The following is an 18,684-nucleotide window of genomic DNA, read 5'->3' as shown; positions in this document are numbered from 1 at the left end:
AGGAAAGCTTGCCGTGGCGCTGAGCGATCGCATCCCCTATCAAGCACAGATCGACCGACCGAAGCTGACGCTTCTCGGCGGAAAGAAACTCGCGGTATGGGTCATTCTCAATGTCGAGGAATGGCGGATCGAGAACGCTATGCCTCGCACCGTGCTGAGCCCGCCGATGGGTCAGCCGCTTTTGCCCGACGTGCCGAACTGGTCCTGGCATGAATACGGCATGCGCGCCGGCTTCTGGCGTCAGTTCAAGGCACTGACCGACCGCAAAATGCCGGTGACCCTGGCAATCAATGCCAGTGTCTGCAATTCCTATCCGCGTGTCGCGTCAGCAGCGCTCGAAGCGGGATTCGAATTCATGGGGCACGGTTTCGTGCAGGGGCCGATGCACAAGGTCGAGAACCAGGCGGATGCCATCAAGCGCTCGGTCGAGACAATTTCGAAATTTGCAGGGAAGCCGCCACGGTCATGGGAAAGCCCCGGTCTCACGGAGACCGAGGAAACCCTTGATCTGCTTCGCCTCAACGGCATCGAGTATGTCGCTGACTGGGTGATCGACGATTTGCCGCAGGACATCGTCACACCTCACGGCACCATCACCACGATCCCCTATTCGGTCGAAACCAACGACATCGTCATCCATGCGCTGCAGCATCTGCCTTCCGAGCAATTCCTGAAGCGCTGCACCGATCAGTTCGACCGGCTATATCTCGAAGGCGCGTCGAACGCGCGGATCATGGCGATCTCAATTCACCCCTACATTACGGGCGTGCCGCATCGCATCAAATATCTGGAGGCGCTGCTCGACTATGTCCTCGGTCACGACGGGGTGGCACTGATGACGGCCAGCGAGATTGGCGACTGGTATCGCGCAGAGATGGCAAAGAATTGAAATTGCGGCTCTGCCGCAGGACCACGAGAGGTCCGGCGAGCTTCGGCGATCCCTTCACGAGGACGCGTTGCCGTCCCCGGCGATAAAACGGCCGAAGCCGCCGCGCGCGAACAGCAAAGGTTCCTGTCGATTATAGGTGTAAGCTTCAACGGCGCCCAGAAAGATGATGTGGTCGCCGCCGTAATACCGATTGGCCGCGCGGCATTGGAAATTGGCGACGCTGTCGGTCAACACCGGCGCATTGCCAAGCCCCGGCGTCCAGCTCACGCCGGCGAACTTGTCGTCCGACGATTTTGCAAACTGCGACGCCAACGCTTGCTGGGAAGCTCCGAGAACATTCACCGTGAAATGGCTGGCATTCTGGAAGATTGTGAGTCCTTGAGAAAACATCCCGAGACTCCACAATACCAACGGCGGATTGAGCGATACCGAGGCAAAGGAGTTACAGGTCACTCCATACGGCCTCCCGTCCGCGGCCATTGCCGTGACGATGGTGACGCCAGTGGCGAACATGCCAAGCGCATTGCGAAAATCGCGCGGGTCAATCCCCGAGTTGTCGCTGGCGAGCTCGTTGGCGGGATCGGCCGGATGTTTGGGTGAGTCAGACATCCGCCGGCCTCAGAGCGTCAGATTTTCGGACGGCAGGCCAAGCGCCACGCGTCCATAATTGGTTCCTGCCGCATCGAAATTGAATGCGAGGTGCGAATTCACCGCGTGAGCGTCGCGAAACTGTCGCTGCAGCGCGCCTGACGTGAACAGGCTGCGCGCCCCGCTCGCCGCGAACAATAGCGATACCGCTTCGGTGCACAGGTTGACCGAAAAAGCGCCATCCCGCCGAAGCCGCGTCTTGTCCGCAAGATCCGGAACGTGGCCACGCCTTGCATCAGCCATCGCATCGATGCAGTTCGTGCGCATGACGAGGCGGGCTGCGTCGATCTTGGCGGAGGCCTCCGCGATCTTGATTTGGGTCGTCTGCAGGTCGCTGAGTTTGGCGCGATTGTAGGTCGAGGCCCGATGCCGCGCGAATTCGACGTAGTCATTCAGACAGGCTTGCGCATTACCCAGGCCGACACCCGACAACACGTACGGAAAGAGAGAGAATACCGGCAGCGCATACAGCGCGTTTGGGTTGACCACGCTTCCCGGCGTCGGTCCGCCGGTCAGATCGCTGACCGCGACGGTCATTTTCTCCGCAACAAAGCTATCTTCGACCCATACGTCGTTCGATCCGGTACCGCACAGTCCCGTCGCATTCCAGGTGTCATTGATCCTGTACTCACTCCTGTTAAGCAGAAATATACGGTACTCGATGCCGTCAGCCTCATCGTCCGATGACACCACGCCGGCAAGCATGTTCCAGTCGCAAGATTCGACGCCCGAGGAGAACGGCCAGTGACCACGTAGGACATATCCTCCATCCGCCTTTCTCGCGCGGCCGGCTGGAAAGATGAAGGACGACGCGATCAATGCATCGGCATTCCTGCTCCAGACGGCGTCCTGCGCCTGCCGGTCAAACATACCCAGCATCCAGTGATGGCTGGCAAGATTGGCGAAATTCCACGCTACGGAAGCGTCGGCTTGGCCCAGCGCATCGGCGCAATCGACCAGAGCGACATAGTCAAGCTCGGCGCCTCCAACGCGTTTGGGTTGCATGATTCGGAACAAGCCGGCGTCATGCAAATCACGCTCGGTTTCTGGGGGCAGGCGCCGAAGCTCTTCCGTCTTCGAAGCACGATCGCGCAACTCGGGAATCAGGGCCTTGGCACGCGCAACCATGGCGACATAGCTGTCCGCGCCCGGTCCCGCGGACGAACCTGCATCCGGCTTTCCGCCGCCTCCCGCCATGCTGTTTCCTCGCCTGCTCCGTTGCTTTGCGCCGCCCGAGCGTTGCCAGTCTAGCGGCTGACCGCCAATGATCAAGGCGCACGGGAAGCATGGCTACTCCGCCACAAGACGCTGACCCAAAACGCAAAAAGGCCCGGTGGCCACGAGGCCACCGGGCGAACGGAGCAATTTGAGGTATGCAACGGACGAGCCGCTATTTTACGTCCTTGCGCCAATAAAGCGTATTCGGCCAGGCCCAGGGACTCCTGGGGCTGAACAGGCGATAGCCCGCGCGAATGAAGTTGTTGGCCGAGTGCATGTTATCTGTGGTGTCGGAGATGACCGAACACCATCCATTCAGACGCGCACGCGCCTCCATGGCTCGCATCAGGCGCAACTGAAGCCGGTGTCCACAATGCTTCCCCAGCACGCCAACGCGGCAAAAATAGCCCGCATTGACGACGCAGGTGGAGGGAATGATACCGGCGAAGGCGACCGGCTCGGTTCCACGAAAGGCAAGCCACCAGTGCCCCTGATCAAATTTCGGAACGGGAGCGGTATCGAGGAATGTCAACTGATGGAGCTCCGTAAGCACGTCCGAAATGCCGTCGTCATTTCCGTCAACCTCGCGAATCCGATACATCCGTCGCACCTGAATTCGAGCTCATCGTTGGTATTTCGACACGTCCGCAGATCATTTGCCGAGCGTCGCCTTGATGCCGAGCCACACGGCTCCCACAAAGCCGGTTACAATCACCGTTATGACTGCCTTGAATGTATAGCTCTGCACCTGCTCGACACTTCTGCGCCAGCGTCGAAGATGCTGAAAGTCCGCGCGCAACTCTTTTCGATCCTCTTCGTCGATTCCGAACGAGTTCAGCGTCGTCGCGACGGCTTTGAGAACAACTGCATCAATATCGTCATGCCGGATCCTCTGTTGTTCGGCCAGCGTCTCGACGACGATCGCCCTGACATCCGCAGCCTGCACCTCCGTCATCGCTTGATGATCCTTGCAACGTTCTCGAAACCTCGCTTGGCGAAGTAGAACGACACCACGAGATTCGAGGTGATCGCCGCAAAACCCGCGAGTGGATCGGTCGTGCCAAGGCCAAGAACCTTGTCCCAGATCAACAGCTTGCCGAAATAGATCGCCACGAAATATCCCATCAGCTTGTCCGGCTCATACCAGTGCCCGATCTCGGCGATGCGATACTGCATGATGGCGTTAGCTTCGGAGACCTGCGCTGCGATCTCGGCAGATGCCGTTTCGCTCGCAATCTTTTCCGACGTGTTGCCGGCCGCCAGCTTGGCCTTGTAACCGTCGATCAGGCCCTTGATGACAGGGCCGCCGATGAAACTGATGATGGTCATCCACATTTGCGGGCCTCCAGCGTCATCCACACCGCGAACACAACCGCCAGCGCTTCGGTGCCGAACACGCCGGGGCCGACCTGGTAGAGCTGGCTCGCCATCCAGATCACCCATGCGCCGGCCAGAACGGCCGCCCATGCCAGCAGGGCAAGCGCGATCTTCATGTCAGAGCGTCCGGCGGCGGCAGACTTCGGTAATCACGCCGGCCAGCGCTGCAAAGGCCAGCATCTTGAACGCCGACCTGGCGTCCATGCTCGATAGCTGCGTGAAGTCATATCCCGAGAACGCCCCGATGAGCCCAGCTCCGACGATGCCGACGACGTACTGGATACGCGCCCAAAGGATTGTCACGGAATCCTTGAACCACGCCTTGATCTTGTTCCATGTGGTGATCATGATTTCTTCCTGAAAATGGCGTTGAAGATGTTTGCAATGAAGGCGCCGATGGAACCCATCGCCGGATTGACAATGGATGGCGCGGCCGGCCTTTCGGCCGAAATCGGCTTGACCGAAATCGGCGGTGTGATCGTCGTACCCGTGAATGTGATGGTGGGGTCGAGCGCCATCATCGCCATCAACAGGCCGGCGCAACCAGGCTGGCCGTCGACGACGTTCGGATCGTAGACCCCGTCGCGGACATACTTTCCGGATCGATACTGATCGGTGCCGGACCAGATGTAAGGCGATGGCCTCCCGCGCGCGGCGTAACCAAGCCCGTTATATTGCTCGAGCCCGGCCAGCGTCCGGCCAATGCTCCAGTCCTTGTTGCGCGCGGCGTATGGGGCACAGTTGACGAGCGCGTCGATCGCGGCCTCTTCCCAGGACCTGAACGGCCCCCGGCCGGCAGGCACATGGACGGAAACCCTGTTCCAGGGATCTCCTTGCGCCAGCGACCCGGTCCAATCCTGCGAGCATTCCCGCTCATGGATAACGGCAATCACCGCCCACGGCACACCGGTTTTGGCCGAAACGGCCTGGTATCTGGCTTTGGCGTTTGGGGCGGTCAGATGGCGGGCAACGGACGTAAAATTCCGCGCCAGCTTGGCTCCAGCCCAGCGTTGTGCATTCGCCGTCGTGAGGGCGTTAAGGTTGGTCATTGATGTTCTCGGGGTGGTTGTGGTAAGGGCCGAATGGATGGGAATTCGAATGTCAAAATGCATTGCCGGTGGCGCGCGGCCGCCGTTGCGGATCGAGGCGCGTGCTACTGCTCACGTTGTTTTGCTCTCTCTCGCGGCAGCATACTTTCTCGCTTGGCCGATTTGGCGATCGCAGTTCCTAGTTGAGATCTGGTTTACCGAAGCCTGGAACGCCTATTTGCAGGACGCAGCGGCAACGGGCCTAGCGATTTACCCTCCGCCGGAGAGCCTCATCGGTAACAACTATCCGCCGCTTTCCTTCTACGCTGTTGCGATCGTCGGGAAGCTGTTAGGCGTCGATCATCTATTCATCGGCCGCGGGCTCTCGTTCATTGCACTAGGAGCAATAGCTGTCGAGGTATTCGCCTTGGTCCGGCTCTTATCCGACGGACGGATTGGGGCGGCTATAGCAGCATTTTGGTATCTTGCGATCATGGCTCGTAATTCTACGGTCTACGTCGGGACCAATGATCCGCAGCTGGCCGGCTTAGCTATTATGGGTGCGGCTCTCGTCTACTACATCAAACTTTGGAAGCGGCAAGCATCACCGACGCCTGCGCTGTTGCTCATGGTGGTTTCCGGCTTTTGGAAGCACAACAATGTTGCAATTCCGCTCGCGTCGCTCTTATGGCTCTACATCAATCGGAGCCCGCACGCGCTCCGTGCCACGCTCATTAGTGCAGGCGCCGTTTTTGCTGGGTTGGGCATATGTCACGCCCTCTTTGGTCCGTATTTCATTCCCGATCTACTGGCAACGCGGCAATATGCGTGGTCAACCTGAAGTCCACGGAAAATGACCAGGCCGTCACCGGGCGTCTCGATCTTGTCGCTGTAGAGCTTGAAGCCGCTGCCCACGCCGAGCGAAGCGATCTTGCTTTCGATCAGCCGCTTGCTCGATTGCGCCAGCGTCCGCTGCGCCTCGCGAATGCAGACCGCCAGCGTGCCGCGCTCGGCCTGGCAGGTCTCGACCAGCAACTCGCCGAAGAAATGCGACTTACCAGAGCCGCGGCCGCCGTAAACCCCCTTGTAGCGTGCGGGCGCAAGGAGTGGCTCAAAGACCTTCGCTGTTGGGATTTTTAGAATGGCCAATGATCTATTCCTGCTCTCTGATTTCAGCTCACCGATACCCTCTCCTCGATGCTAGAGGTGTCGGATTGCCGCAGACGCCTTTATCTTTTGAATCGGAGCAAGCCGAAAAGAAAGTCGTCCATCGTTTCTTTGCGCGCCGATGGACTCTTCGAAAAATTCGGGATCGGCAGGGGGAAGGGCAGATCGGGCTTCGGCTTGCCTGTGACGATACCGGGTGGCGTTTCGGCCGGTGCAGGCGAAAGCGAATATGTCGCTCTCGGCGCACTGACCGGAGGTGAGGAAGTCCAGTTTCCGAAGCGGTCAGGAAATGCAGTAGAATCAGGAGACGAGGAATTCTCATCGGACGGAATGAAAGGCACCGCTGGAGCGCCCACGTCGAATGCCGATATTTCGGGTTGGCCGGCAATGCGGCGAGCTAGATATCTCTCCGGCTTACCGCCCGCGGCCCCCTGAGTTCCTGCTGGCGGTAGCCAAGCAGGACGACCGTTGTTTTTCGAGCGCTTCTCCTGAGGTGAGGTATCCGGGTTCTCGAACCGTTTGTCGAACGAATCTGGGCGAACGTCGGCTGGAGACGAATTCGTTGGCACGAACGGCACTGCATCAAGAGGAGGCACGGCCATGTTAAGTGGATTTGTCAGGCGCTGGTCAAAACCTGGAACACGGACGGCATGTGATCTGCTCTTTGCCGGGTCAACCACGATGAGCCGATCAAAGATTTCAGGAAGCACAGTGCCTGGCCCAAGAAAGCCTGCCTGCTTCAAGGCTCCGGCTGCAAAAGAATTGCTGTTTTGGGAAGTTGGACGATACTCGTAACCGGTGGCGTTAACGCCATCGCCGAATCTTTTCATTTGATCCCATTGTGACTTGAGATCATCACCACTGGCAATCATCGTATGCGGCTTGTTCAGCGCGTCGGGGCCGACACCTTTACCTTCCTTCGCCCTCAACCGCCGAAACCGCGAATCTGTGTTATTTATGCCGCCATCTGGTCGACCTTCCTCAAGAGAAAACGCGACCAGCTTTTCGACGTTGTGATTGAACTTCCGTTCCGGTACCCCCTCAAGAGTATGGTGTTTGCCATGGGCGTCGATGTAGTTCAACACCACATGATGCGCGAAGACCGCCCCGTGATAAGGTAACGCGGTCGCATTAGTGTAGGTGAGAAAAATTCTTTCACGCATTGAATATCTCGCGATCCGTTTGATGAATGCTGTACGGCGCCAAGTCTTCCACACTCGAAGCAACGATCGACGGGCCGGCGTCCTATTGCTCGGGTGGAGGCGACGTGCAGGTTAAATCCCGATTATTGACCGGCCACGGATCCTGAATCAGGAGTCACCTTGGCGATGCCTACTGCGATAACGCGTTACCGTCAGTTGCCAACCACTCGACGGCGCCACTCGACGCGATGATCATGGAGATCAACGGAGTCACTGCAATGAGCCAAGCGCCCAGGATGCAGCAAGCATCCTGCAGGCCAAGAAACGTCGAGACGACTGCGTCGCTACTTGTTCACCCATCCAGCGCTGTGAGTGTCGGACTTTTTCTCCAAGGCGCTGTACGCGAACTCAACCTTGACGTCCTCGCTCCAGAAGCGAACCAGATATTCCTTCGCATGCGGATTGTAGGTTATTGGCTGGCAAAACCGTGATCTTGTGGCTTCCTGCAAAAGGAGATCAGTGTCGCAACCCTCAAGAGGAGAATATCGCTCATTGAGTTCGACGAAAGGCATGATCCAGTTTTTTTCTTTTGACAGCAACTGATCGATTTCAGCAAAATAGGACTTTGCTTTTTCCATGCATGAAGCGGCGCGAACGGTCGATGCTTGGACCATCAGCAGCAACGAAGCAACCAGAGAGAATGTGATCGAACGCAGTAGCGAGCTTGTCACCTTGCGATCAGCCATTTTGAAAGCCAGTCATGATGCGGACAACCTATTGAAGTTGACAAACAACCTTATCGATCGCGCGAGGATTTCTCGCGCATTCTCTTCCGATTCATCGCCGATTATTTCAGGATATTTTGTGCAGATGCGACAGACTACTCCATCTCACCAACTAGCTGCTGTCCTTAGGATGAACAATGACGCGCTCGATCCGATGGATGAATTCGATCGCACCGTCACCGCTGTTCTCCAGCGGTTGCGTGGCCTTGCCCCAGCCGCGATCGAGAATGGCGTTGGCGGCGGAGACGCGGGCGGCGGGGGTCGCATCCTTGCATCGCATGATGCCGGCGAGAACGCGGATTGCGGTCCTGGTATGGCTTCGCGCCAGGGAGCGAATTTCAACAAGAGTCTTGGCCACGCTAGGTTTCTCGCTGGGCCGGTCCGGCATGCTTGTCTGGCGCGACATCGAAAGGATCGACGGCAGGATCATGAACGGCAGAGCGGAAGGCAATTGTCGGAAAATCCGTTTGTGCGTCGTCGCGTCTGGGGCGCGGGATGAACTGAATGATTTCGGCGCTCACGAGAACTCCTCCGATACGGCGATGACAACGAGGCCGATGAGCGCGAGCGATTCAGATAGGCGGTCATCGGCTTCTCTCCGATAAAAAAACAAACGTGCGGCATGATCGCGGTGCAGGCGCAGATCATTTGGGGCGCGAACCTTATCCCGTCGGGGGCCGCGTGCGGCGCGTGACGATCCACGCCGCAGGCCGGCATGTTCGCGCATGCCGGCCAATTTGTGTGAAGAAGGGCTCGGACGACGGCACGCTCGCGACGCCCGGCGGGGGGCGTTGGGAGTTGCGGCGTCGATGTGCGGCCGCCGTCCGATTGGGGGATTTCAAACAAAAAGCCCGCGACGGATTTCTCCATGCGGGCTTTTGCAATTTTCGCGATGATGGCGTTATGCCGGTGATTTGCCCGACATGTCAAATCGTTTTCCGGTGGGGTGAACAAATTGCGGAAAATTCGACGAAGCGGTTTCGATAAATTGAAACCGCCCTGGCCGACAGTCTTGCGAAATGAAAAGCCCGCCACCGTTTCCGGCGCGGGCTCTACAATATCGGTGATGGTGTCAATGTGCACCTGATTTGCCCGACGCGTCAAGTACCGGAGCAAACCAGATTCAGATTGAGCACTGCGACATCGAAACGAAATCGTTGGGCCATCGATGGCGCAACCCGCGGCCCAACAGAGCGCAAGGAGGCCGTCGAATGTTTTTCGTTGCTGCCGTGCTCGCGATTCTGTCAGGCTTGTTCTATGCGGCGGCCCGTCACGAGATCGGCTCGCTGGGTGTAACGATGTGCCAATATGGCAGCCCGTTTTGCGACAGTCCGTTTCTCGTGCTGGTCGCTTTCTCGTGCTGGTCGCTGCCGGGTTGGCTGCGTGCTGGGGCGCATTCGTCAGCGTGCGCTGACGCGGTCGTTCGAAGCCCGCGAATTTCTGTGATGATGCCGTTATGCCGGTGATTTGCCCGACGTGTCAAACGCTGCGTTCTACGGAGGCGTCGGGTTAACCGGGTGAACGGGCTTTGGCGCGGGTGGCTCAGGCTCCACCTGCAGCTTCTGTTCGGTCGGCATTACCTGTGCACCGGCTGCCCGGGCAGCCTCGCCCGTGGAGCTGTAACTCGCCATGAAGGCTGGCTGTACCTTCGGCTTGTTCCAAGGCCCATGATCGACGATCAGCATGCCAAGTACGCCGAGAACCGCGACCGCAATTGCAACCTTCAACGGCGCACCACCATGTCGATTCAAACGATCTTCCGCTAAATGCCTTGCCATTTGAAAATCCGCAGTGATTTCCTCTGACGAAATTAAGTCCCCACGACGACGAAGGTTCCTCATCGATCCAACAGCGATGACTTCGGGAACAAATGTCCTGCCTGCGTATTGTCAGGACATCAGCCGTTGGCCGGCTAATGCCGAGCGACTGAGTGAGTAACAGAACGTGAAAATCGAACCCTCAGACCCATCGCAACCCGGCATGGCAGAGCGCGCCATCGACACGGCAACCGATGTATCGCGCACGCTGACGGAAGTGTCCGCCGCGCTGCAGGCCGCTGTCGGTCGCCTCAGCGACGCAATCTCGGCGGCACGGCGTCCGGGAATGCCGCTCGCAACCATCAGCGCGATTACCCGCGAGGCGCCGCTGGCCAGTCTGTTCGTCGCCTTTCTGTTCGGTGTCGCGATCGCACGCCGCCGCTAGCGGCGCTTCCTTAGAGCTTGCCTTTCGTCGAGTCTTTCGCGGCCGATATGACGCCGCCAGTGATCTGACGCATATGTTCACCGGCATTGGTGAACTGGCTGCGCAGGAATTCGGACTGGATCCGCATCGCTTCCTGGAGGTCGGTCGCGTGAACCAGCTTTCGAGCATGCTCGAACGCAGCCTTCATATTCTGCTCGGTAAACGACAGCGCCTGCCTGGAAATTTCCGTACCCGCGCCGGGCATCGACGTCATGGACTTTCCGGCGGCATCGAAGAACATGCCGAACGCCTTTTCCGCCTGATCGATGGTTTTCTCGGCCAGATCGCGCAATTCAGCCGGGACTTCGAGTTTCGGTTCAGTCATGGTCGCTTCTCCAATGTCGACTTTGGCAGGTTAGCATAATTCCCGGCCGCGTCTGTGTTGTATTGGGTCGCCCCAGGGGGCACGGACTTTGGGCGGTCGGCGTGCCCACTGGCCACAATCGCAAGGAATGATTTCCTTGCCAGCAGTCCGTAACCGTACGGGCGCGGCACCCGATTCCAATGGTGGCAACAGTGTGGCATAGTGATTCGGGTTAGGGGATCGACTGTTCGTGGCGTTGCGTCTCTGGTTTTGAGTCTCTCTTGGGACAGGGGATAAGATGCTACAAACATTTCGGCCGACACCAACCTGCACGCGGTTTCAAACCAGCATAGAAATGCCTTGCATGAAATGCGGCGCGCAGATGCGGCTGGCGATGATCGAGCCGCGCGACCAGAATTACGACGTGTTGACCTACCGCTGCACGCCTTGCGACTCCGGCGAGAGCTTCCTGAAGGCGCGCTGATCACGCCCCGTTCAGCACGGCGATTCCAGCCGGCGTCAGCACAAGCCCCTCGTCACGCACTTCGACCAGGCCGAGGCCTGTCAATGTCCTCAGATCTTCCTCGCTGACCGGTGACATTTTCAGCCGGCGAGCCTGAATATCCCGCAACGTCCAGCGAAGATCGATTGCCTTCTCAAGGCTGAATTGAGCGAAAGGATCTTCTGCCATTCGCTTGCGACTACTGGGCCATGGAAATCAGACTCGTGTTTCGCGGCGCCGCCCTGGGCGCAGCTGATAATGCGGAGATGCCCGTCAGGTTCCCTGGACAAGCGAACAACTCCGGAAATAACAGGACTGGTTCAGGCGAAAGTCCCGGCGCGCCGCCCTTCTCAATAGCGATAGGGTTCGATATCCAGCAGGGGAAAGGCGCTGAACACGCTCGGCGGATTCGCCGCAGTCGCCGCATGCAGGTAGGATTTGTCGAGTTCGGCAAGACTAGTGACGCCGAGCAGCCCGAGACAGCGGATAACCTCGTCTTCCAGCAGCTCCAGCATCCGCCCGATGCCGGCTTCGCCCGCGGCTGCGAGCGCCCAGCATTGCAGGCGGCCGATGCCAACCAGATCAGCCCCGGAGGCGATCGCCTTCACGATGTCGGTGCCGCGGCAGAACGAACCGTCGACCATGATCTTGGCACGGCCGGCAACGGCGCCGACGATTTCCGGCAAGACGTGCATCGCGCCGCGTCCATGGTCGAGCTGGCGGCCGCCATGGTTCGACACATAGATCCAATCCACGCCATGATCGAGCGCGATGGCTGCATCTTCCGCCGTCGCGATACCCTTGATCACCAGCGGAATTTTATACTTGTCCTTGATCAGCTTCACGGTGCGCCATTCCAGCCCCTTCTGGAAGTCGCCGCCGGTGGCCCGGATACGGCTTTCCCGCACATACCGCTTGGCGATATCGCGTTCGCGCCGGCTGTAATGCGCCGTATCGACCGTCAGGCAGAACGCGGCATAGCCGTTATCAATCGTACGGCTGACAACGTCTTCGACGAAGGCGTCGTCACCGCGGACATAGAGTTGGTAAATGCGCAGCGCATCGGGGGCGGCCTTGGCGGTGGCCTCAAGTCCCGGTTCGGACACTGAACTCAGCATGTGGGCGGCGCCGAACTGACCGGCTCCCCGCGCGACGGCGGCGCCTGAATCGGGATCGAAAATCTCGAGCGCGCCGACCGGCGCAATCGTGACCGGCAAACGCAAGCGGCGACCGAATACCTCGGTGGAGGCGTCGACCTGCGCGACGTTCCGCAGCACCCGGGGCCGGAATGCAATTTCGTCGAGCGCCATGCGGTTGCGGCGCATGGTGGTCTCCGTCTCCGAGGCGCCGACAATATAGTCCCATGCGTTCTGGTTGAGCCGGGAGCGGGCTTTTCGGATGAATTCGTGGAGGTTCTGGAATTCTTCTCCGCTGGCGCCAAGTTCGACATTCCTCGACGGCCGAAGGGGGGTCCCCTCATTCATGCTGTTTCTCTCCCGTTTGGCGGCACATTAGCCGCAGACAAACGGAAAAAGCTACCGCTTTGAAACGGGTTAGGCGTCGTGCAAATGCAGGGATGTTATTCGTTTGCGAGATACTTCAAACCAGATCAGCGCCGTTCAGGCCGTATTGCCCGCCCTTCCCGAAAGCCCCGGCCTCGGCCAGAGCCGCGATACGTCGCTCATCGTAGCCGAGGGTCTTTCGGAGCACTTCCCTGGTGTGCTCGCCGAGCAGCGGCGCCGCCACGGGATCGACGGTTGGCGTCAAGCTCATGTGCAGCGGCGTTTCAATATTCGGGACGGCGCCTGCGGTCGGATGCGGAATCCGGCTGAGACGATGGCGGTCGCGCACTTCCGGCGCGTTGAAGCCTTCCTCGACGGTGCGCAGATAGCCAACCGGTATGTTGGCCTTCTTCATCTTCGCCATCCAATGCTCAAGGCTGTCGCTGGCAAAGATACCGGCGATGATGGCGCGCAGCTTTTCCTTGTTGGCGGTCCGGTTTTTCCTGTGGGCGAACTCGGGATCGGTGACGAGGTCCGGCCGATCGAGCACGTCCACCACCAGCCGGCGATACAGGCGGTCGTTGGCGCAGGCCATGTAAAGAGGCCCATCGGATGCCTGATAGACACCGACGGTGGGCGAGCCGTTCGGCGAATTTCCGAAGCGGCCCGGGTTCGCCCCGCTGATCAGATAGGCCATGCCATAGAAACCGGTCATCGACACCGCGGTGTCGATCAGCGCCACCTCGACTTGCTGGCCGCGGCCGAGCCGGTCGCGGGCGATCAGCGCCAGCAGGATCGCATTGCATGCCGACATGCCCGTCGCCATGTCGACGATCGGCGGACCGGTCCGCACCGGCTCCCCATCCGGAAACCCGTTCAGCGACATGAAGCCGCTTTCGGCCTGCGTGATCGGATCAAACCCCGGACGCAAGGCAAACTCGCCCTTGCGGCCATAGGCCGAGATCGAGCAGTAGATCAGCTTCGGATTGGTCGGCGCGACGGAGGCATAGTCGAGACCGAATTTCTTCATCACGCCGCCGGAGAAATTCTCCACGACGACATCCGCCTTAGCGATCAGTTCGCGCGCGACTTCGAGTGCCGCCGGATTGTTGAAATCGAGCGTGATGCCGCGCTTGTTGCGATTGAGGCTGAGAAAGGCTGCGCTCTCGCCGCCGATTTCCGCGTGTTCATAATGGCGGGTATCGTCACCCCCATCAGGGTTTTCGATCTTGATCACTTCGGCGCCGAAATCGGCCAGCGTTTGCGTGCAGGCCGGGCCGGCCACGACCCGGGTGAAGTCCACGACCAGCAGACCGTCCAGCGCAGTCGGTTCGGCCTTTGCACGCGGCGTTCGCTCCGGCAATTGCGGCTTGGCAGTCATCTCCGGCATTTCCTCTTGTTATTCTGCCTGGCGAAACGAAGGCTTTCGCCGCGACTTCAAGGCTTTCTTACCGGAACCAGACGGGTAACGCCAAACCCCGATTTTGCAGGGCGGGACATGCCGCTGACATAGCTCTTAGGACGGCACACGGGGTCGCCGCACTGCCCTCGCCTCCAAGCTGCAGGTCTGGACGCGACCGTGACGGCCCCAAAAAACGCCGCCCGCCCCGGGCGGCCGGGAGTCGAGCGGCGCCACATCGATAAGCTGCCGCCGCGAACAACGTTCGCCGCGCCGTTGCTTCGATGCAAGCCTGCTTTTTCCTACTCGATGATCACCTCACCGGACCCGCCAAGCTCGGCGGGAAAATCTTTCAGTTTGGGCAGCCCATCCTGCATCGGCAGCACCGTCTCGGCGTAGTTGACGTGCACACCGGGCGTGAAGGGCAGTGTCGGGAGGGTCGCGGCGAAGACATCGACCAGCCCGAGCGTCGGGTGATTGGTCATCAGGTGACCGCCGCACTCCGCGCAGTACTTGCGCTGGCTCATCGGCGTCTTCTCGAACGTTGCGACATGTTGCGCCCCGGCCGTGATTCGCACCGCTTCCGGCTTCCACAGGGTGAACGCGTTTACCGGCCCGCCGGACCACGAACGACAGGAACGGCAATGGCAATAACCCATTCCTTCCGGCGCACCCGTGACCTGGACCTCGACCGCACCGCAAAAACAGCTTCCAGTATGCTTCATGATTCTTCAGTCTCCTTCCAGACGATTGAGAGTTTGGTCAGTTCAGCTTGCGCCAGGGGAACAGCGGGAACAGCATCGAAACGTGCTTCCGATAACGGCGATACTCGTCACCGAACATGCCGACGAGGTCGCGCTCCTCGAGCATGATCCCGACGAAGATGTAGGCCGTGGTCACCGCCGCGAACAGCAGATGCCCGGCACTCATCGTCGGAGCCGCCCAGAAGGCGATGATGAAGCCGAGATAGATCGGATGCCGGACAAAACGGTAGAGGAACGGCGTCCGGAAGACCGGCGCCGGCATATTGCGGCCCGCGAGATTGCTGGCGACCTGATGTAACCCGAACAGCTCGAAATGATTGAGCATGAAGGTACTCGTGAACACGATCACCCAGCCGATGAACGATAGTGTGGCAATCACCATGGCCATTTCGGGCTCCTGGACATTCCAGATCACAGCCGGCATTGGACGCCATTGCCAGAAGAGTAGCACAAGCGCCAGGCTTGCGCACAGCACATAGGTGCTGCGCTCGACAGACCTCGGAATAAACCGCGTACACCAGTGTTTGAAAGATTTACGCGCCATGACGCTATGTTGAATGGCAAATAACGACATCAGCGCGAGATCGACGATAATTGCCTCGAATATCCCCGATTTCGCGCCGGTATCGATCGCCTTCGGCACGATGAGCCCCGATACGAAGCCGATGGCGTACAGAATCGTGAACAGAAATGTGAGATAGGCCACACCGCCGAACAGAAATGCAGTGAATCTTAATATGCGATTGCCCGGCATCGCCGGACTAATGGCTTGGGTTTCCGTCATGAAATTGGCTCCGCTACGGGAAGTGGGATTGCAGCTCCCAGCTTGGCAGGATGCACAGAGTATGGCGCCAGGACTTTGCCGGACGCTTGATCTCTTCATGAGACGGACTTGATTGTTTCTTGAGAAAGAATGCGATGGGGCACGTGAAATTCAACTTCGACAACCACATCCTTGATACCGATCTTCGAGAGCTGCGCCGTGGCGGCGAGATGATTGCGATGCAGCCGCAAGTGTTCGACTTGCTGGTTCACCTGTTGAAATGCCGCGACCGCGTCGTCAGCAGGGATGATCTCATTGCGCTGGTATGGGGAGGACGGATCGTCTCGGACTCGACGCTGGACAGCCGGATCAACGCCGCCCGAAACGCGATCGGCGACAACGGCAAGGAACAGCGGCTCATTCGCACCATTCCGCGAAAAGGGGTTCGCTTTGTCGGCGCCGTGAACGGGCCATGCGACGCGCAGGCCGCTTCACAGGCAGAGGCAAAAATGCGTTCGGGACTGACGCTGCCCGATCGGCCGGCAATAGCCGTACTGCCATTCGACAATATGAGCGGCGACCGCGAGCAGGAGTATTTCTCCGACGGTATCAGCGAGGACATCATCACCGCGCTGTCGAAATTGCGCTGGTTCTTTGTGATCGCGCGCAACTCGTCGTTCACCTACAAGGGCAAGGCGGTCCATATGAAGCAGATCGCCGCCGAGCTCGGGGTACGCTATGTGGTCGAAGGCAGTGTGAGAAGGAGCGGCGACCGCGTACGCATTACGGCGCAGCTCAACGACACCGCAATGGGCAGTCATATCTGGGCGGAGCGTTACGACCGCGACCTCACCGACGTTTTCGCCGTGCAGGACGAGATTACCGACGCCATCGTCACGGCGATCGAGCCGCAGATCTACGCAGCGGAGAACTTTCGCAGCCGGCGCAAGCCGCCCAACAGCGTGGACGCCTGGGACCTGGTGATGCGGGCACTGTCGCATCACTGGCGGGTGACGCGTCCCGACAGCCTCGCCGCGCAGGCGCTGCTGGAACGCGCGATTGCGGTCGATCCGAACTACGGCCAGGCATTGGCCCTGTTCGCGACTAACCATATGTTCGGCGTGCATCTGGGCTGGACTGATCTTGCAACTGCAGCGCCCGTCGCCGAGCAAGCGGCATTGGCGGCGATTGCCGCCGACAGCGAGGATGCTTGGGCGCATACAGCGCTCGGCAGCGTGTATTTCTCGACGCGCCGGCTCGACCGTTCGCTGGCTGAGTTCGAACTGGCGCTGCAGCTCAACCCGAATTTCTCCCTGGCGCAGGGGTACTATTCCCTGGCCCTGTCCTATAGCGGACGCTGGGAGGACGCCTTTGCGGCGACGCAACGCGCCATCCGCCAGAGCCCGCGCGATCCCTCTTCCGCGATCTATTACGGCGTTGCCGCCTACGCCCAGTTCGTCGGCAGGAACTATCAGGAAGCGATTGCACTGGCGCGCGAGGCGACTCGTCAGCGCGGCGACCTCACCGGCGCCTATCGGGTGCTGACGGTCGCAGCCGGCATGACCGGCCAGATCGAACTCGCCCGAACTGCACTTCACGAGTTGCGTCGGACCCAGCCCAATATTTCGCTCGCCTGGATCGCGACGCAGTTACCCTGGAAGCACGACGCCGATCGCGAGCACTATCTCGAAGGCTTTCGCCGCGCCGGGCTGGAATGAGCCGCGGCGACAGGTCCTGGATTACTGCTGCTGCTTTTCCCAGAACGACAGCAATCCCTGCGAGGCAGAACCGCCGATCACACAGGGAATGCCGACCGCGACCTGCCCCAGCGCCGCCGCAGAGACGCAACCGAGCGCGACCGCGCCGACCCCGACCTGACCCCAGAAGCTGAGGTCGCGGCGGCTATCGGAGCCCTTGATCTTGAGTTCATCCACGGCGGCGAGCGCATCCTTGCGCAGGGCTGCGATTTGCACCGTGTCCGCCGCCTCGACCACTTCGGCCAGCGGCGCCTTGACCGCCGCCGGCTGTCTGGCAAGTTCGCCGCGGAGATAGTCGCGCAAGCTGGCATCGCGGATCGCATAACTCGCCAGTGTGTAGCGCGCCATGCTTCCGACCGTCAGCTTGTCGATCGTGTCGCGGCTCTTGCTCCACGGCAGCATCTGGATGATGCGCTGGATCGGGGCATGCGAGCCGGTCGCAAAATAGTAGCCCCAAAGCGTATCCAGCAAATCCTGGTTGCTCGCGAATGTCAGTGTCGTGTTCAGCTTCCGCTCGTCCTTGGCGAACGGATTTTTGGTAAAGGCGCCGCGCACCTTGTCCATCATGCCGGGTTTTACCTCTTCCAGCGGGATGTCAGTCAAGGTCGGCAGCTTGCCCGCGAGATAGCTATCGACCATGACCCGCCGGCCCGGCATTCGTGGCGCTACCCGGCGCAGAACGTTTCTCCAGTCAGGCAACCCCGAATAGGCGATGGCGCGAACGATCACCCATTCGTCTTCCGGTCGGACTGGAAAGAAACTTGCAATGAGCTGCTCGGCCCTTGGCAGGGTTTGAGCCGATCGCACCTGCGATAAAGCCGAGATAGATGCCGGCATTCTCCGGTTCCTTGAACGTCTGCGAATGAAACAGCACGCGCACGGCTGCCGGGACATGGGCATAGTCCGGCTTCGCCCGGTAATTATAGATCCATTGCTGGACCACGCCGAGCGAAGCACGCGGATCGACCTCCGGCGTCTTCTCTGCATGCGCGGGCTGAATCAGCATGAGCGCGGCGGCAACGAAAGCTGCATAACGCATGTGATGCTCCTGCGAGCGTAGACGCATGCGGCGGTTCTGGCGCAAGCGTCTTGGGCTCCGTCGATGGCGAAGCATGAAGCGGGCATTGCGACAATTCTGAGAAAGCGCCCATTAAGAAAAGATGTTAAAATTGTGGCGAATGGCGATAACTTGGCCCGC

The 18,684-nt window shown here is 59.6% G+C and carries 26 protein-coding genes; 4 read left to right on the top strand and 22 right to left on the bottom strand.

Annotated features, from left to right (window positions below; genetic code table 11):
* Window positions 1-13 precede the first annotated feature (13 nt).
* The gene (locus V1293_RS34230) at window positions 14-889 is read left to right on the top strand and encodes a polysaccharide deacetylase family protein (protein WP_334516007.1); all 876 of its coding nucleotides are present in this window, start codon (window positions 14-16) and stop codon (window positions 887-889) included.
* Window positions 890-943: 54 nt separating this feature from the next.
* On the opposite strand, the gene V1293_RS34225 is transcribed toward V1293_RS34230, so the two are convergent.
* From V1293_RS34225 to V1293_RS34190, 8 genes are all read right to left on the bottom strand, one after another.
* Entirely contained in the window at window positions 944-1,498 is a 555-nt protein-coding gene (locus V1293_RS34225; RefSeq protein WP_334516005.1) for a flavin reductase family protein, read from the bottom strand.
* A gap of 9 nt (window positions 1,499-1,507) precedes the next feature.
* Window positions 1,508-2,734 carry an acyl-CoA dehydrogenase family protein gene (locus V1293_RS34220; protein WP_334516003.1) on the bottom strand — a complete coding sequence of 409 codons (1,227 nt, stop codon included), beginning with the start codon at window positions 2,732-2,734 and terminating at the stop codon, window positions 1,508-1,510.
* A 193-nt stretch (window positions 2,735-2,927) separates the two neighbouring features.
* Window positions 2,928-3,356, bottom strand: coding sequence for a GNAT family N-acetyltransferase (locus tag V1293_RS34215; protein ID WP_334516001.1), 429 nt, complete (start codon window positions 3,354-3,356; stop codon window positions 2,928-2,930).
* A gap of 51 nt (window positions 3,357-3,407) precedes the next feature.
* Complete coding sequence (locus V1293_RS34210; RefSeq protein ID WP_442894320.1) at window positions 3,408-3,710, bottom strand: hypothetical protein; 303 nt, start codon at window positions 3,708-3,710, stop codon at window positions 3,408-3,410.
* Entirely contained in the window at window positions 3,707-4,090 is a 384-nt protein-coding gene (locus V1293_RS34205; protein ID WP_334516000.1) for a hypothetical protein, read from the bottom strand. Before V1293_RS34205 ends, V1293_RS34210 begins: the two co-directional genes overlap by 4 nt.
* Window positions 4,081-4,248, bottom strand: a complete 168-nt coding sequence (locus tag V1293_RS34200) for a hypothetical protein (RefSeq protein WP_334515998.1) — start codon at window positions 4,246-4,248, stop codon at window positions 4,081-4,083. Before V1293_RS34200 ends, V1293_RS34205 begins: the two co-directional genes overlap by 10 nt.
* A 1-nt stretch (window position 4,249) precedes the next feature.
* The gene (locus V1293_RS34195; RefSeq protein WP_214489978.1) at window positions 4,250-4,480 is read right to left on the bottom strand and encodes a hypothetical protein; all 231 of its coding nucleotides are present in this window, start codon (window positions 4,478-4,480) and stop codon (window positions 4,250-4,252) included.
* On the bottom strand, window positions 4,477-5,181 hold the full coding sequence (locus V1293_RS34190) for a hypothetical protein (RefSeq protein ID WP_334515995.1): 705 nt from the start codon (window positions 5,179-5,181) through the stop codon (window positions 4,477-4,479). The genes V1293_RS34195 and V1293_RS34190 overlap by 4 nt, the downstream gene beginning before the upstream one ends.
* Before the next feature lie 49 nt (window positions 5,182-5,230).
* Here V1293_RS34190 and V1293_RS34185 point away from each other — a divergent pair, with 49 nt between their 5' ends.
* Entirely contained in the window at window positions 5,231-6,001 is a 771-nt protein-coding gene (locus tag V1293_RS34185) for a hypothetical protein (RefSeq protein WP_334515993.1), read from the top strand.
* Here V1293_RS34185 and V1293_RS34180 read toward each other — a convergent pair.
* The 6 genes from V1293_RS34180 to V1293_RS34155 form a co-directional block, all read right to left on the bottom strand.
* On the bottom strand, window positions 5,932-6,309 hold the full coding sequence (locus V1293_RS34180) for a phage terminase large subunit (RefSeq protein ID WP_442894319.1): 378 nt from the start codon (window positions 6,307-6,309) through the stop codon (window positions 5,932-5,934). The genes V1293_RS34185 and V1293_RS34180 overlap by 70 nt on opposite strands.
* 80 nt (window positions 6,310-6,389) lie before the next feature.
* Complete coding sequence (locus V1293_RS34175) at window positions 6,390-7,490, bottom strand: hypothetical protein (RefSeq protein ID WP_334515991.1); 1,101 nt, start codon at window positions 7,488-7,490, stop codon at window positions 6,390-6,392.
* A gap of 323 nt (window positions 7,491-7,813) precedes the next feature.
* Window positions 7,814-8,215 (bottom strand): hypothetical protein, encoded by a 402-nt coding sequence (locus V1293_RS34170; protein WP_334515989.1) that lies wholly within the window; start codon window positions 8,213-8,215, stop codon window positions 7,814-7,816.
* 151 nt (window positions 8,216-8,366) lie between these two features.
* Window positions 8,367-8,612 carry a hypothetical protein gene (locus V1293_RS34165; RefSeq protein WP_442894318.1) on the bottom strand — a complete coding sequence of 82 codons (246 nt, stop codon included), beginning with the start codon at window positions 8,610-8,612 and terminating at the stop codon, window positions 8,367-8,369.
* A gap of 68 nt (window positions 8,613-8,680) precedes the next feature.
* Window positions 8,681-9,337 (bottom strand): hypothetical protein, encoded by a 657-nt coding sequence (locus tag V1293_RS34160; protein WP_334515988.1) that lies wholly within the window; start codon window positions 9,335-9,337, stop codon window positions 8,681-8,683.
* A gap of 410 nt (window positions 9,338-9,747) precedes the next feature.
* Window positions 9,748-9,981, bottom strand: a complete 234-nt coding sequence (locus V1293_RS34155) for a hypothetical protein (RefSeq protein ID WP_334515986.1) — start codon at window positions 9,979-9,981, stop codon at window positions 9,748-9,750.
* Window positions 9,982-10,234: 253 nt separating this feature from the next.
* Between V1293_RS34155 and V1293_RS34150 the strand changes: the two genes are divergently transcribed.
* Complete coding sequence (locus V1293_RS34150; RefSeq protein WP_334515984.1) at window positions 10,235-10,456, top strand: hypothetical protein; 222 nt, start codon at window positions 10,235-10,237, stop codon at window positions 10,454-10,456.
* Between the two features lie 10 nt (window positions 10,457-10,466).
* On the opposite strand, the gene V1293_RS34145 is transcribed toward V1293_RS34150, so the two are convergent.
* The 6 genes from V1293_RS34145 to mddA form a co-directional block, all read right to left on the bottom strand.
* Window positions 10,467-10,820: a phasin gene (locus tag V1293_RS34145; protein ID WP_334515982.1), complete on the bottom strand. Its 354-nt coding sequence runs from the start codon at window positions 10,818-10,820 to the stop codon at window positions 10,467-10,469.
* A gap of 463 nt (window positions 10,821-11,283) precedes the next feature.
* Window positions 11,284-11,490 (bottom strand): hypothetical protein, encoded by a 207-nt coding sequence (locus V1293_RS34140; protein WP_334515981.1) that lies wholly within the window; start codon window positions 11,488-11,490, stop codon window positions 11,284-11,286.
* A gap of 161 nt (window positions 11,491-11,651) precedes the next feature.
* The gene (locus V1293_RS34135; RefSeq protein WP_334515979.1) at window positions 11,652-12,785 is read right to left on the bottom strand and encodes an alpha-hydroxy acid oxidase; all 1,134 of its coding nucleotides are present in this window, start codon (window positions 12,783-12,785) and stop codon (window positions 11,652-11,654) included.
* Window positions 12,786-12,900: 115 nt separating this feature from the next.
* The gene (locus tag V1293_RS34130; RefSeq protein ID WP_334515978.1) at window positions 12,901-14,184 is read right to left on the bottom strand and encodes a CaiB/BaiF CoA transferase family protein; all 1,284 of its coding nucleotides are present in this window, start codon (window positions 14,182-14,184) and stop codon (window positions 12,901-12,903) included.
* Between the two features lie 320 nt (window positions 14,185-14,504).
* Window positions 14,505-14,927: a GFA family protein gene (locus tag V1293_RS34125; protein ID WP_334515976.1), complete on the bottom strand. Its 423-nt coding sequence runs from the start codon at window positions 14,925-14,927 to the stop codon at window positions 14,505-14,507.
* Between the two features lie 37 nt (window positions 14,928-14,964).
* Window positions 14,965-15,750: a methanethiol S-methyltransferase gene (mddA, locus tag V1293_RS34120; RefSeq protein ID WP_334517035.1), complete on the bottom strand. Its 786-nt coding sequence runs from the start codon at window positions 15,748-15,750 to the stop codon at window positions 14,965-14,967.
* Between the two features lie 143 nt (window positions 15,751-15,893).
* On the opposite strand from mddA, the gene V1293_RS34115 reads away from it, so the two are divergent.
* The gene (locus V1293_RS34115; protein WP_334517034.1) at window positions 15,894-17,447 is read left to right on the top strand and encodes a winged helix-turn-helix domain-containing tetratricopeptide repeat protein; all 1,554 of its coding nucleotides are present in this window, start codon (window positions 15,894-15,896) and stop codon (window positions 17,445-17,447) included.
* A gap of 21 nt (window positions 17,448-17,468) precedes the next feature.
* On the opposite strand, the gene V1293_RS34110 is transcribed toward V1293_RS34115, so the two are convergent.
* Both V1293_RS34110 and V1293_RS34105 read right to left on the bottom strand, forming a co-directional pair.
* Window positions 17,469-18,215 carry a hypothetical protein gene (locus tag V1293_RS34110; protein ID WP_334515974.1) on the bottom strand — a complete coding sequence of 249 codons (747 nt, stop codon included), beginning with the start codon at window positions 18,213-18,215 and terminating at the stop codon, window positions 17,469-17,471.
* Complete coding sequence (locus V1293_RS34105; protein WP_334515972.1) at window positions 18,178-18,570, bottom strand: hypothetical protein; 393 nt, start codon at window positions 18,568-18,570, stop codon at window positions 18,178-18,180. The genes V1293_RS34110 and V1293_RS34105 overlap by 38 nt, the downstream gene beginning before the upstream one ends.
* Between the last annotated feature and the right edge of the window lie 114 nt (window positions 18,571-18,684).

This window comes from Bradyrhizobium sp. AZCC 1693, from assembly GCF_036924745.1.
In the GTDB taxonomy this organism is placed as follows: domain Bacteria; phylum Pseudomonadota; class Alphaproteobacteria; order Rhizobiales; family Xanthobacteraceae; genus Bradyrhizobium.
This window is presented reverse-complemented; position numbering and strand designations above follow the sequence as displayed.